We start from the raw sequence: 14,029 nt of genomic DNA, 5'->3' as shown, positions 1-14,029 counted from the left end.
TAGGAATTTTTAGAAGGTATAACGCAGGTAATTGTTCGTGAGGTGAATCACGGTGCGGTTGGACAGGTTATTACTCTGTGGCACCAGCACAGTTGTACTGCGGTTGTTCATGTCCGTTAGTATCATAGCGCCAGGCTGGCTCAGCACCGTTACAGTGAGCACATCACCCGCACCATTCTTCAGCAAGGTTTCAAAACCACCCGACTCTTTGCCATCGGGAATTACCGTGCGCTTGTTGAGGATGTGATACAGGATAAAGCGGTTCACCCGGTCGCGGTCGGCAGGTAGGGTAGGCGCAAAATTGGGTACGCCGGTGCTGGGTGTGCCGGGCAGCACACCATCACGCACTGCCTGGCGGATGGCGTTGTTGTTGGGTACAAAAACGGTGTAGAAAGATCCAGCCGAAGTACCGATGATTTCACCCGTTGCGGCATTGTAAGAGGCCGCCGAGTTGAGCAGGTACTGCCAGAAGAAGTTGAACTCCGAAGTAGTGGCTGCACCCAACCTTTGAATATGGGTACCAATACTTGTTTCGGAGAAAGAAAGTAACCCGTTGAGGTAATACACTTTCCCATTGCGCACGGTGCGGCTGCTGTCCACGCGGATGGTTTGGCCCGCATCCATACTGCCGCCGCTCATCACCTGGTTGGCATTGAAGCGGATCACCTCACCGTTGCTGGCCGCAATGGTACCTGCACCACCAAGGTTGTCCAGTTCGCCCTTGGGTGTTTGCACCAGGCTGGTGTTGAGCATGCGCAGCAATCGCTGGCGCACGGCTTCACCCGCCGTACGTATGCCGGTAGCAGGAGGCGTGTATCCCCACTCGTTGATGCTGGGTACATAGTCGTAACCGGCGGCACGCAACACGGCATCAGGCATCATAAAGAGGGTATACTTCTGGTTGGGACTGTTGATGGTAAACTTCAGGTCCGCGTCCAGCAAACGCGTCATCATGGTGTACTTGGGATCGAGGTAGGCTCGCGAGTACACGGAAGAAAACACGTTGGCGTCCTGCACCCTGGTGGCACCATAAAACATGCCGTTGCTCAGGATGCGCTTATCGGCAATGTTCGTTGCAGGATCAAAGCGTGCTTCTTCACCCAGGAAGTTGGGTGTGGTGCTGAACTTGGTTGGCCACAATGCAGTTTGCCACATATGGGCATTAAGGAAATCAGAAATAACAGCAGGCGGTAATTGCCCGAGGTTGCGGATATCCTTTCCGTAGTATTCCAGCAATACATTCTCAATATAGCTGCGCAGCTGTTCGTTGCGCGGCACAATCATACTCCACGAGTCCTGCTGTCCGTCGTTATCCTGCAGCTTGGAGAAGTTTTCGTTGTTGGGCGAAAAGGCCAGCAGGCTGCTGAAGGTTTTTACAAATACCGTTGCAGGTTCTTTTGCCAACAACGCAAAGCGGCGCGTTGCATCCGTATTTTGCTGGTAGGTCACCATGTACTTTTCGTACAGGCTCCGGAAAAGGCTGTACTCCGGCTTGCTCCGTAAAAACTCTTCCAGTGATAGCAGGGGTGCCACCACACGGTTAATTTCGTGCACCACGCCGTTTTCCGCAGTGATGTCTTTGTTGACAACGGCAGCACCTGCTACGTTAAAGCCGGTAAAGCTGGCGCCAGGATAGAAGTAAGTATAGTCTTGCTGCGAAAGCTTCTTCTTGGAAAAATATACATCCGTGAAGTAGGGGATGTACTTGTTGTTGTTGTCGCCAGCCACATAAGGAAGGGCAGCGCCGTTGCGGTTGGAGGCAATGGTTTTTACCACCTGCCCGGTGGCAGTAGTATCGTTATAAAAGCCGGAATAGTAAGCCGTCCGTCTCCGGAAGGCTATATCAGGCACCCACCCTGTGTTGGATTGGTAATCGTCTATCCTGTTTTTATCGAAGGCGTTATAAACCAGCAGGTACTGAACCAGTGCCTGCGCTTTTGTGGAATCAAAGCTTAAGAGGCTGGTATTATTTTCTTTAAAGTAGGTTTCAAAAGCTGCATCGTTGGGTGCAAATAAGGTCCAATACCCTGCACTGGAAAGGGTACCCTTATATCCGCTCTTATCAATTACCGCCAGCAGGGTTTTAAAGTTACCCTTGGCTGTCAGCACCTGGTAAATAGGCGCTTCAAGGCCTGCGGGTCTCTCGTAGTAATCGTTGAAAGCACCCTTTTTGCAACTGGTAAATAGCAGTGCCGATGTGGCCATGACGCCAACAGCACGAAGCAAATTGTTCATACAGCTTTGCAGTTTTGTAGATAGGGTCTCGGTATGGGGCAGGGGATGCCAGCTCCAAAAGGGGGAGCGGTGTAAACTAAAAAGACAAACCGGACAGGATTAGGCAGTAGGCGTAATGCGGCAACAACACAAAGCAGGACACGGCGGGCAAAGAACAAACAACGGCAATCAATCCAGGGTAACGGCTGGCTATACATGTGTATGCAGTGGCTCCACATGTATTCAGGGCGTCAAAAGTAGTGTGGCCCATTTTGGTGGCATCCTGTGCCATCCTGATGAAAACTTGTGAACAAGCGTTAATTGAACCTTTTTACATTTGAAAGCTTACGCAACAGGGATTGCCACCTGTAGTTGTTGAAAATAATGTTCCATCAACCTGTATGGGTCAGCTAGCCAGTGGCACTTACAGGATGAAGAATCATGCTTGCCAATGAAAAAGTTTCCATCACTGATATCCATCCTTTTGCTTTCGGGCAGCCTGCAATCCCTGTATGCCCAGCAATCTCTTTCATTGCCCCTGCAATTCATTTTTAGCAAGGATGCAAAAACCAAAGGTGCCCTGTACATCAGCCCAGAGCAGAAGTACCAGGATGTACCGGGTTATGGCCTTGAAGAAAGCAGCATGGCTGCTGGCAAACCTGCCCACTTTTCTTTTTCCGTAAAACTGCCTGAAGGCAATTACGAGGTACGCGTTTTAACGGGTGAGGAAAATGGCGCCAGCAATACCACCATCCGCGCCGAGTGCAGGAGACTGCTGGCAGAAGAAGTAGTTACCCGCAGGGGGCAACAAAAATGGACTACATTGAACGTTCACCTGCGCGACAGCATCAACCACAGCACGGGTAAGCCGGTTAAATTGAAAGAAAGAGAGAAAGAATACCTGCACTGGGACAATAAGCTCACCTTACACTTCAATGGCAAAGCCCCCGGTGTGCGTGCCATTGAAATAAAACCAGCAACCAAAATCACTACTGTTTTCCTTGCAGGCAACTCCACTGTGGTGGACCAGGCCAATATTCCTTATGCCGCATGGGGACAGATGATTCCTTCTTTTTTCCAGGGCAATAAAGTGGCTGTAGCCAATTATGCCGAATCGGGCGAGACCCTGAAAGCTTTCGAACGCGAAGGCAGGCTTGCCAAGATCTTATCCCTGATGCAAAAAGGCGATTACCTGTTTATTGAGTTTGCCCACAACGACCAAAAGCCGGGCGGCAATTATCTTGAGCCTTTCACTACTTACAAAGAAACCCTGAAAAAGTATATCGAACTGGCCAGGAGCAAGGGCGGGATACCCGTGCTGGTAACCTCCATGCATCGTAGGCATTTCGACAGCACAGGGCATATCATCAATACTTTATTGGATTATCCCGAAGCTGTAAGACAAACTGGCCTGGAAACCCGCACACCGGTGATTGACCTCAACGCAATGAGTAAGACACTGTACGAGGCCTGGGGACCGGTAGAAAGCATAAAGGCTTTTGTACATTTTCCGGAACATAGTTTTCCCGGGCAGGATAAAGCATTGAAAGACGATACACATTTTACTGAGTTTGGAGCTTACCAGCTGGCACGGTGCGTAGCGCAAGGCATGAAGGACAACAACCTGCCCTTAGCCAAATTGCTGCGCAAGGACCTGGCGCCTTACGACCCTGCAAAACCACCACGATTTGAACATTTTTCCCTGCCCCTGAACACCAGTACAGCAGGCGCAAAACCAGATGGCAACTAAGCTAATCGGCAACCGATCATTTTAAGCATGAAAAAGTCAAACCACAAAGACACGCAGAACAGGAAAGTGCACAAAGGGCAATCCTGTGTTCTCCCTGTCGTCCCTGTCTTCTTTGGTTCACCTTCTAGCAACCTATTTATGCAGATCCGCAAACTCGCAATTGGAACCTTACTGGCAGCAGGCATGCTGCCCGCATCGGCACAGGTGGCATGGCCACCCATCAAACAAACAAACAAACCATGGGCCCGTTGGTGGTGGGAAGGCAGCGCAGTAGATACCGCCAACCTCCGCAGCAACATGCAGGATTATGCCGCGGCAGGGTTGGGTGGACTGGAGATCACACCCATCTACGGGGTAAAAGGGGAAGAGCAAAAGTTTATTCCTTTCCTCACACCCAAGTGGATGGACATGCTGGCATACAGCCTGCAGGAAGCCAAAAAGTTGGGTATCGGTATAGATATGGCCAACGGCACCGGCTGGCCCTTTGGCGGACCCTGGATCAAGGATAAAGACGCCAGTAAAACAGTGCAATACAAAACCTTCAAGCTAAAGGGCGGCGAAAAGCTCCAGGAACCCGTTCAACTGGTACAGGAAGGCTTTGTGCGCACCGCCAACACCACGTCCCGCAAGGAAAGCGAGATCAACCGCGATATTGCCATCAACAAGGACCTGCAGGCACTGGCACTCGACCAGGTGCGCTTTTCCGGTAAGCTGGACCTGCAAAGCCTGATGGCCTATTCCGATAAAGGACAGGTGATTGACTTGACCAAAAATGTCGACGCAGTTGGTACCCTCAACTGGACGGCTCCTGAAGGCAACTGGAACCTGTATGCACTATTCCAGGGCCTCCATGGAAAAATGGTGGAACGGGCGGCTCCCGGTGGCGAAGGCTATGCCATCGACCATTTTTCGGCAGATGCACTCCATACTTTCCTGCGCCGCTTTGATACTGCTTTCAAGGGCCGTGACCTTTATTACCTCAGGGCTCTTTTCAACGACTCGTACGAAGTGGACGATGCCCGCGGGCAAAGCAACTGGACGCCCGGCTTCTTTGATATTTTCCAAAAAAGACGTGGCTACGACCTGCGCCAGCAACTGCCCGCCCTTTTCCAGCAGGCGGACCCTGAAAAAAACCGCCGCGTGTTGTACGACTACCGCGCCACCATCGACGAACTGATCCTCGAGAACTTTACCCGCGAGTGGAAGAAATGGGGCGCCGGCAAAGGCAAGTTGATCCGCAACCAGTCGCATGGCTCTCCTGCCAACCTGCTGGACCTGTACGGCGCCATCGACATACCGGAAACAGAAGGCAACGATGTGCTGCGCTTTAAGTTTGCGACCTCTACTGCCAACGTAATGGGCAAACCCCTGGTTTCATCGGAGTCGGCAACCTGGCTCAACGAGCATTTTCTCAACTCATGGGGTGATGTAAAAAAGATCGTGGACCTGTTCTTCCTCGGGGGGGTGAACCATATCTTCTATCACGGCGTAAACTACTCACCAAAAGACGCGACATGGCCCGGATGGTTGTTTTATGCAGCTACGCATTTTAACCAGGCCAACCCGCAATGGAAGGACTTCAAAGCACTCAACGACTATGTTGCCCGCACCCAAAGCTTTTTGCAGGCAGGCAAACCTAACAACGATGTGTTGCTCTACCTCCCCATGGTAGACAAGTACATGGAACCGGGCAACCTGATGCTCCAGCATTTCGACGGCATGGAAAAGAACTGGGAGGGCAGCACCTTTGAGCACACCGCAAAATCGCTTGAAGAAGGCGGGTATACATTCGACTTCTTTTCCGACCGCCAATTACAGCAGATGAAGGTGGCAGGCGGTAAGCTGCAAACAGGCGGCGTAACCTACCAAACCATCCTGCTCCCTGCCAATACCTACCTGCCACTGGAAACACTCACCAAGCTCCTGGAGTTGGTAAAAGGGGGCGCACAACTGCTGGTATTAAATGAGCTGCCCAAGGATGTTCCTGGCTTGCACCAGCTGGAGCAACGCCGCAACCAAATGCAACGTTTATTGCAGCAGCTGCGCTTTACCACTAAGGAAGGCATACAAACCGCAGTACTGGGACAGGGTAGCGTAATAATAGGCAAAGACCTCAATAACCTTATGTCAGCAGGCAGCATCCGTAAAGAGGAACTTGCAGAGCAGGGTTTGCAGTTTGTGCGCAGGGCTAACAGCGATGGACACACGTATTTTATAAACAACCGGAAAGACCAGGTTTTTGAAGGCTGGGTACCGTTAGCAGTAAAGGCTGCTTCTGTGGCCTTGTTTGATGCCGCCACTGGCAACAAGGGGCTGGCACGCACCCGGATTGAAGGAGGTAAACTGCAGGTTTGGCTGCAATTGTTGCCCCATGCTTCGACACTTATCCGAACCTTCAATAAGACGCAGGCAGACAAGCCCTTTCCTTATATTGAACAATTAGGTGAAGCACCCGTCCGCATTACCCGGTGGGAAGTAAGCTTTATGAGTGGCGGGCCAGTATTACCTCCACCTTTTACCACCACCACGCTGCGCTCCTGGACCGAAGAAAAGGATAGCAGCTACCAGAACTTTTCAGGTGTGGCAAGGTATAGAACCGTAATTCCCAAGCCATCGGGTCAGGTTGCGAATTACCTTCTTCACCTGGGCCACGTAGATGAAACAGCTACTGTTTACCTAAACGGCAAAAAAATGGCTTCTCTTATAGGGCCCTATTTCTACCTGGTGATACCCGCTCAAGAAATGAAGGCTTCCAACGAACTGGTGATTGAAGTAGCCAACCTGATGGCCAACCGCATCCGCTACATGGACCGCAACGGCATTGAGTGGAAAAAGTTTTACAACATCAATATGTCGGCACGCATCCGCACCAACTTAAAGAACGGCGTGTTTGATGCTTCTGGTTGGGAGCCGCAGTCTTCGGGTTTGTTGGGACCTGTAACCCTATCACCCCTGAAATAAACCAATACTGCACTACCCTAATCAAAGGCAGACAAATTATGCGTTATTCAGGTGGTGGTATTCCTTTTCAAGGATGGCGCCATAAGCTGTGATGGTGATGCAGCATTGCGTTTTCGTTTACACCCACCTACAAAAATTAGATGCATGTTCGGTATCAAAAAATACATGGCCGCTCTTGCCCTCTCGGCATCCTTAGCGGCAGGCGCACAGCAGAAGGAAATTCAGTACCTCTCCGGCAGGGATGTAAACCATACCGTTGACTGGGATTTTTATTGCACCGGTGGCCGCAAAAGCGGCACCTGGACCCGGATCCCGGTACCCGCACATTGGGAGCAACAAGGCTTTGGCGCCTACAACTATGGCCGTGATTACAAAACCTATGGCAAAAACTTCCGCTTTGCTGATGAAAAAGGTTTGTACCGACACAAGTTCAGGGTGCCCCAGGGCTGGAAAGGCAAAAAGGTATTCCTGGTATTTGAAGGATCCATGACGGATACCGATGTAAAGATCAATGGCAAGCCTGCAGGTGAAATGCACCAGGGGGCATTCTACCGGTTTAAGTACGAGGTAACAGACAAGGTGATGTTTGGTAAAGAAAACCTGCTGGAGGCTACCGTCAGCAAGATGTCGGCGGATGAGTCGGTGAACAATGCCGAACGCCTTGCCGACTACTGGATACTGGGCGGCATCTTCCGGCCGGTGTACCTGGAAGCCGTACCTACGAGCTTTATTGAACATGCAGTGGTGGATGCTAAGGCGGATGGCAGCTTCCGGCTGCAGGCACACCTGTCCGGCCTGGAGCAAGGCGCGACGCTGGTGGCCCGCATACTGGATGGGCAGGGCAAACAGGTAGGCTCTGCAACTGCCAAAGCCAATAAAGGCGATAGCCTGGTGCAGCTGTCCACCGTGGTAAGCAACCCAAAGTTGTGGACCGCCGAAACACCGCACATGTACCGCTTTGAACTAAGCCTGGCAAGCGGTGGCAAAACCGGATACCAAACAGGTGACCGCTTTGGTTTTCGTACCATCGAAATAAGGCAGGGTGATGGTATCTACCTCAATGGCACCAAGATCAAAATGAAGGGCATCAACCGCCATGTGTGGTGGCCCGAAACCGGCAGGGCCACCCGCCCAGAAACCGACCTGCTGGATGTGCAACTGATCAAAGAGATGAACATGAACGCGGTGCGGTGTTCGCATTACCCGCCCGATAAACGTTTTTTGGAAATATGCGACTCGCTGGGTTTGTATGTGCTGGATGAACTGGCTGGTTGGCAAAAGGCCTATAGCACCAAAGCCGGCAGCAAGCTGGTAAAAGAAATGGTTTTGCGCGATGCCAACCATCCCTCCGTCCTCATCTGGAGCAATGGCAACGAAGGCGGCCACAACAAGGAACTGGATGATGATTACGGGCAATACGACCTTTCTCATCACCCTGTTATTCATGCCCACCACCGTCCCGGCAATGCCTTCCATGGCATCGATTGCAACCACTACGAAGATTACTACAGCACCAAGGCCATTGTTGCCGACAGCAATATCTATATGCCCACTGAGTTCCTCCACGCACAGGATGATGGCGGGGGTGCTGCAGCGCTTTCCGATTTTTGGGAACTGCACTGGAAAGAAAAGCGCGGTGCCGGCGGCTTTTTGTGGGCCCTGGTGGATGAAGGCCTGGTGCGCACCGACTTTAACAACCAAATAGATGTAAACGGCCTCAACGCTCCCGATGGCGTGCTGGGACCACACCGCCAGAAAGAAGGCAGCTTTTGGGCCATCAGGGAAATCTATGCACCGGTAAAGATGCTGGTGCAAGAGCTGCCTGCCGGTTTCAACGGTAGCCTGCCGCTGGAAAACCGCTATCATTTTACCAACCTCAAAGCCTGCCATTTTACCTGGGCCCTGGTCAATTATAAAAAGCCCTCCGATCCTTTTGCTGGCTATGATATACAGGCAAAAGGGCAGTCTATTGCCCCGGATATTGCACCCGGTGGCGCACAGGGCAGCCTGCACCTGGGCCTGCCAGCCACCTGGAAAGATGCCGACGCTTTGCAGGTGGCAGCATTTGATCCTTCGGGAAAAAAAATTTACCAGTGGACCTTCCGTACCAAAGAGGGACAGGACCTGCTGGCAGGAGCCGTTGCCCTGTTGGATACCGCTGCAACCAAGCTTACCGAAACCGACTCGCTGGTTACCCTTTCAGGCAGCGAGCTCACGGTAAGCATCGGTAAAAAAGACGGACTGCTGCAGTACGTTAAACCTGCAGCAAGCGATGCGCTTTCCTTTGGCAAAGGCCCCATACTGGTAAGCGGCGACAGCAAGCTGGAAAGCGTACGCACTTATGCCGAAGGAAACAGCCAGGTAGCCGAGTTCCAGTATAGCGGCGCCCTGCAGTACATGAAGTGGAAAATCTGGGGCAGCGGCTGGCTGCAGCTCGATTATGCCTATACCCTCAACGGGCAATATCCTTTTACCGGTATTTCCTTTACCTACCCCGAAAACTTTGTACTGGGTGCCAAATGGCTGGGCAAGGGTCCTTACCGGGTATGGAAAAACAGGCTGCAGGGCGTTACGGATAATGTTTGGGAAAGCATGTACAACAACAACCAAACAGGCTCGGCGCCCTGGCAGCTGCCCGAGTTTAAAGGTTATTATGCCGATATCAGCTGGATGCAACTCAACACCGTTGAAGGCAAGTTTACCGTAGCTTCTCCCCACCCGGGGCTGTTTATCCGCCTGTTTGACTTCTATGGTTTGTCGGGTGTAAAGCCGCACCCCGAACTGCCCGTGGGCAACCTGTCCTTTCTGGACCACATACCACCCATCGGTACCAAGCTGGCACTCAACATCAATACCAACACCAAATCGCTGGGGCCGCAAAGCGAGTGGAACACGGTAAACGGCACTACTAAAAGAACCATTTATTTTTATTTCGGGCTGCCCAAACCCACAAAGGGTGACAAGCAGTTTACCATGCCCGCCGTGAATGAACTTTTATAAACCACCCCCAATGCGATACCTTCTTCTATGCCTGGCCGCTTTGTGCATTGCCTGTACGGTGCAGGCGCAACAAAACAAGCCCGTGTACCTGTTTTCCTATTTCAAACAAAACGGACAGGATGGCCTCCACCTGGCTTATAGCCATGATGGGTTGAAATGGTCGGCGCTTAAGGAGGACAGCAGCTTCCTTCGGCCAACAGTTTCCAAAGACCGGCTGATGCGCGACCCGCACATCACCATCGGTCCGGACGGGCTGTACCACATGGTGTGGACGGTAAGCTGGAATGCAAAAGGCATTGGTTATGCCTATTCAAAAGACCTCGTCCACTGGAGCGAGCAGCGCTACCTGCCCGTGATGGAAGGAACGGACAGTGCCCGCAACTGCTGGGCACCCGAGCTGAATTATGATCCCCGTTCCAAACAGTACATCATCTACTGGGCTACGACCATTGCAGGCCGCTACCCTAATAAGGACACGGCTGCTGAAAGCAGTTACAACCACCGGATGTATTATGTTACCACCCCTGATTTTGTACATTTCTCACCCGCCAAACTTTTGTACGAACCCGGTTACAGCGTAATTGATGCCTCCATTGTACAGGAAGGCAGGGGATACCTCATGTTCCTGAAAAACGAAACCCGGTGGCCTGAAGAAAAGAATATCCGCATAGCAAGGGCAAAGAATATCGAAGGACCATACAGCAAGGCCTCGGCACCCATCACCGGCAAGTACTGGGCTGAGGGTCCTACGGCAGTTAAAATAGATAACCACTGGGTGGTGTACTTTGACAAATACCGCGACCACCGCTATGGTGCCCTCCGCTCCAAAGACCTTCAAAACTGGGAGGATATCTCCGCCCAACTGTCCATGCCGCCGGGCATCCGCCACGGCACGGTATTCAGCATTACAACTGATGCATTCAGCAAGCTCCAGAATGCTTTGGCTGAACAGGTAAAACAAACAAGGCCTTAAGAGAATATGCCCGGATGTATCCGGGCATATTTGTTGGATTTTGGGCCAGGAAGGACTGTTTGGTTGAGCCTGGATTTTCTGAACACAGTTGCTGTAGAAAAACCATGTTGTTACAATTACCGTGCATCCCTTGTTCCAAATTCAATTGGTAATCGATGGTAAATGGAGCAAGGAGCTGCGTATATTTAAGTGTTGGCAGCCATCACCATGCAACCAATCAAAACTATACGGCTTATTTGGACTTTCTACAGAAGTTTCTTCTTTGCGTCGCTGGTTATTAATGCATTTTGTTTAAGTATTTTCTGGAAGTATGGATTCAGCGCCTACTCTGGATTGTTCTGGCTCAAAATTGCGAGCCTCGCGTTTATTTACAATTTCATCAATAATTACAAGCGGAAAGAATACTACTATTATCAGAATCTAGGCATTCCAAAAACCCGCTTATGGGTTGTTACCCTAACTTTTGATTTCATTCTTTTTCTTTTTCTTATTATCCAGACTTATAAGTTCAAATGATTCATAAACTGGAAGCTGACAGTATACAACTTCAATTTGGCAATCGGGTAATTTTGTCCAATGTATACTTGAAATGTGAAACCGGAAAAATTACAGGTTTGCTTGGCAGAAATGGGCAGGGGAAATCATGTTTGATGAAAATCATCCATGGCACACTGAAATGTGAGAAATCTGTTCGTATTGATGGCCAGGCATACCATGCAGTATTTAAAAGGGCGGACTTGTTAGTTTACCTCCCCCAGTTTAATTATATTCTTAAGTCACTCTCGGTAAAAAGAGTGTTTCATGACTTTTCTTTAGACTTCGCCCCATTTGCAGAAATATTTCCTGAACTAGCGTCACAATATAAGGCTGCAGTCGGCAGCCTTTCAGGTGGTGGTCAAAGGTTGTTGGAACTGTACGTTATCGTAAAATCAAAATCAGCCTTCGCTATGCTGGACGAGCCTTTCACCCACTTAAGTCCGCTGCAGATCGAAAAAGTAAAAGAATTGCTGATGGAGGAGAAAAAGAATAAAGGCCTATTGATCACAGACCATTTGTACAGACAAGTGCTTGACATTTGTGACAACCTTTATGTACTAACAGATGGAAAAACCCATTTAGCTGAAAGCCATGAAGAAATTGAAAGGCTGGGTTACGCCAAGCTTTAGTTGCTGCCAATAGCCCATCGCCAAAGGTGGGGTTAATAAACATCGGCGGGCTATCAGTTTTTAATTTTGCTTTTATACTTTAGTGAAGCTCACCTTGCCTTATTGCGCCACCTTCGGCAATGCGTTGAACCTTCGATGGAACAATGGTGGGTTAGCTTAGATACTTTGCTACCAACTCTTTATCATGATCATCCGGGAAGCAACGACAGGTGACATCAAGCAAATTCAAATCATTCGACATGCTGTCAGGGAAAATAGACTTTCTGATCCCAAAAGGGTCACAGACGATGATTGCAATACCTACATAAACAAAAGAGGTAAGGGCTGGGTATGCGAATTGGGCGGAAAAGTTAGTGGCTTTGCCATTGTTGACCTGGTTGCAAATAATGTGTGGGCCTTATTTGTTCACCCTGACCTGGAAAAGCAGGGAGCCGGCAGACTGCTTCACGACACCATGCTTGACTGGTACTTCAGTCAAACGGCAAAAGATATCTGGTTAAGCACAGCTCCAAAAACAAGAGCCGAAATCTTTTATCGAAAATCAGGTTGGGCAGAGAAAGGGGTGCATGGCTCAGGCGAGATAAAGTTTGAAATGACCGTTAAAGACTGGAAGAATTATAAGAAAGGAAGTGTAAAGACCAAGCCTGAATAAGTGCACTGAATTAATAGCAGCGTAGACAAAACAGCTTCAACAAATTATATTTATCAGCAAGGATTCCTCCATAAAAAAAGCAGCGGTACGACCGCTGCTTTTTTTATGGCGTTTTATTTTAAACTCCGCATCCAATCCAGACACCTGTCTGACCAGCTTTCCAGGTAGCCGCGGCCGGTAGCCAATCCAAAACCATGACCGCCGTATGGGTAGATATGCATTTCGGCAGGAACCTCCTTGGCCTTTAGTGCCTGGTAAAACAGCAGGCTGTTTTCAACAGGTACGCCCTTATCATCGGTGGAGTGAACAATAAATGTGGATGGTGTTTCCTTGCTTACCTGCAGCTCGTTGGAGTACAACTGCACCAAATCGGCAGAGGGGTTGGCGCCAATAAGGTAGTTGCGCGAACCGCTGTGTGTATACTGTTTATCCATGGTAATGACTGGGTAAATCAATACCATAAAGTCGGGGCGGGAAGAAAAGCGCTCCACGGAGTCGGTAGCAGTCTTGTTGCCCGCATCAAAATGAGTTCCCAACGTGGAGGCAAGGTGGCCACCGGCAGAAAAGCCCATCACACCAACTTTGCCTGGCTGCACATTCCACTGCGGGGCGTTGGCACGCACCATGCGGATGGCCCGCTTGGCATCCATCAGCGGCGTGAGGTGCGGCGTAATATTGCTTTTAGCATTGGGCAGGCGGTACTTGAGCACCACCGCAGCAATACCCTTGCTGTTGAGCCATTTGGCTACGCTGGTACCTTCCCAGTCGTAGGCCAGCACGCCATAGCCACCACCGGGACATACCACCACGGCCTGCCCTGTAGCAATACGTTTGGGCGGCAGGAACACCGCGATATTGGGCTCCTGAACCAGGCTGTACCGTACGATCTCATTTACTTCGGCCTGTTCTTTTTCGCCGGCATCTTTCCAGTTGGGCACCTTTCCGGCAGGGTAGAGGGGAAGGGTGTGTTCCTGTCCATATACGGATAATGTAAACATGGCGGCAATAGTTAGTAAGGCAGTTCTTTTCATGATCCTTTTTTTCCGGGGTGGGGTTTGTTGGTTGTACGCAGGAAAGTTAGGGGAAGAATGAACCAGAGTCTTGTTTTGCACCAACAGATTTTATCAACTGCCACTTGCATGGAGGAAAAGCAAAACCGAAACACCTACAACATCTCCCGCGCAGGTTCTTTCCTTATGCTAAATGTACAGGCTATTGCCTGGCCTTATGCTTTCAACAGGACAAGGCAGGATGGTACACAGGGAGCGTAACTTAATTTTAGCCAGTTTGTCCCTTTAAGGGCTGAACCTTTT

The 14,029-nt window shown here is 50.3% G+C and carries 8 protein-coding genes; 6 read left to right on the top strand and 2 right to left on the bottom strand.

Annotation, left to right across the window (positions count from 1 at the left end):
• Positions 1–9: 9 nt before the first annotated feature.
• Positions 10–2,235 (bottom strand): fasciclin domain-containing protein, encoded by a 2,226-nt coding sequence (locus tag BUE76_RS13555; RefSeq protein ID WP_073039573.1) that lies wholly within the window; start codon positions 2,233–2,235, stop codon positions 10–12.
• 430 nt (positions 2,236–2,665) lie between these two features.
• Here BUE76_RS13555 and BUE76_RS13550 point away from each other — a divergent pair, with 430 nt between their 5' ends.
• The 6 genes from BUE76_RS13550 (at position 2,666) to BUE76_RS13520 (ending at position 12,716) form a co-directional block, all read left to right on the top strand.
• Positions 2,666–3,964, top strand: coding sequence for a rhamnogalacturonan acetylesterase (locus BUE76_RS13550; RefSeq protein WP_073039575.1), 1,299 nt, complete (start codon positions 2,666–2,668; stop codon positions 3,962–3,964).
• 138 nt (positions 3,965–4,102) lie between these two features.
• Positions 4,103–6,925, top strand: coding sequence for a glycosyl hydrolase (locus BUE76_RS13545; RefSeq protein WP_216820664.1), 2,823 nt, complete (start codon positions 4,103–4,105; stop codon positions 6,923–6,925).
• 144 nt (positions 6,926–7,069) lie between these two features.
• Positions 7,070–9,925, top strand: coding sequence for a glycoside hydrolase family 2 protein (locus BUE76_RS13540; RefSeq protein ID WP_073039577.1), 2,856 nt, complete (start codon positions 7,070–7,072; stop codon positions 9,923–9,925).
• 10 nt (positions 9,926–9,935) lie between these two features.
• Positions 9,936–10,898 (top strand): glycoside hydrolase family 43 protein, encoded by a 963-nt coding sequence (locus BUE76_RS13535; RefSeq protein WP_073039579.1) that lies wholly within the window; start codon positions 9,936–9,938, stop codon positions 10,896–10,898.
• A gap of 512 nt (positions 10,899–11,410) precedes the next feature.
• On the top strand, positions 11,411–12,064 hold the full coding sequence (locus BUE76_RS13525; protein ID WP_073039583.1) for an ATP-binding cassette domain-containing protein: 654 nt from the start codon (positions 11,411–11,413) through the stop codon (positions 12,062–12,064).
• Positions 12,065–12,248: 184 nt separating this feature from the next.
• Positions 12,249–12,716: a GNAT family N-acetyltransferase gene (locus tag BUE76_RS13520; protein ID WP_073039585.1), complete on the top strand. Its 468-nt coding sequence runs from the start codon at positions 12,249–12,251 to the stop codon at positions 12,714–12,716.
• Between the two features lie 113 nt (positions 12,717–12,829).
• On the opposite strand, the gene BUE76_RS13515 is transcribed toward BUE76_RS13520, so the two are convergent.
• Positions 12,830–13,747, bottom strand: coding sequence for an alpha/beta hydrolase (locus tag BUE76_RS13515; protein ID WP_073039587.1), 918 nt, complete (start codon positions 13,745–13,747; stop codon positions 12,830–12,832).
• Positions 13,748–14,029 lie beyond the last annotated feature (282 nt).

It is taken from the genome of Cnuella takakiae (assembly GCF_001953305.1).
Lineage (GTDB): Bacteria > Bacteroidota > Bacteroidia > Chitinophagales > Chitinophagaceae > Flavisolibacter > Flavisolibacter takakiae.
This window is presented reverse-complemented; position numbering and strand designations above follow the sequence as displayed.

What these genes read in the sequence shown, in the direction of transcription:
- BUE76_RS13555 (WP_073039573.1), bottom strand. Translation starts at nt 2,235, where the DNA reads ATGAACAATTTGCTTCGTGCTGTTGGCGTCATGGCCACATCGGCACTG.
- BUE76_RS13550 (WP_073039575.1), top strand. Translation starts at nt 2,666, where the DNA reads ATGAAAAAGTTTCCATCACTGATATCCATCCTTTTGCTTTCGGGCAGC.
- BUE76_RS13545 (WP_216820664.1), top strand. Translation starts at nt 4,103, where the DNA reads ATGCAGATCCGCAAACTCGCAATTGGAACCTTACTGGCAGCAGGCATG.
- BUE76_RS13540 (WP_073039577.1), top strand. Translation starts at nt 7,070, where the DNA reads ATGTTCGGTATCAAAAAATACATGGCCGCTCTTGCCCTCTCGGCATCC.
- BUE76_RS13535 (WP_073039579.1), top strand. Translation starts at nt 9,936, where the DNA reads ATGCGATACCTTCTTCTATGCCTGGCCGCTTTGTGCATTGCCTGTACG.
- BUE76_RS13525 (WP_073039583.1), top strand. Translation starts at nt 11,411, where the DNA reads ATGATTCATAAACTGGAAGCTGACAGTATACAACTTCAATTTGGCAAT.
- BUE76_RS13520 (WP_073039585.1), top strand. Translation starts at nt 12,249, where the DNA reads ATGATCATCCGGGAAGCAACGACAGGTGACATCAAGCAAATTCAAATC.
- BUE76_RS13515 (WP_073039587.1), bottom strand. Translation starts at nt 13,747, where the DNA reads ATGAAAAGAACTGCCTTACTAACTATTGCCGCCATGTTTACATTATCC.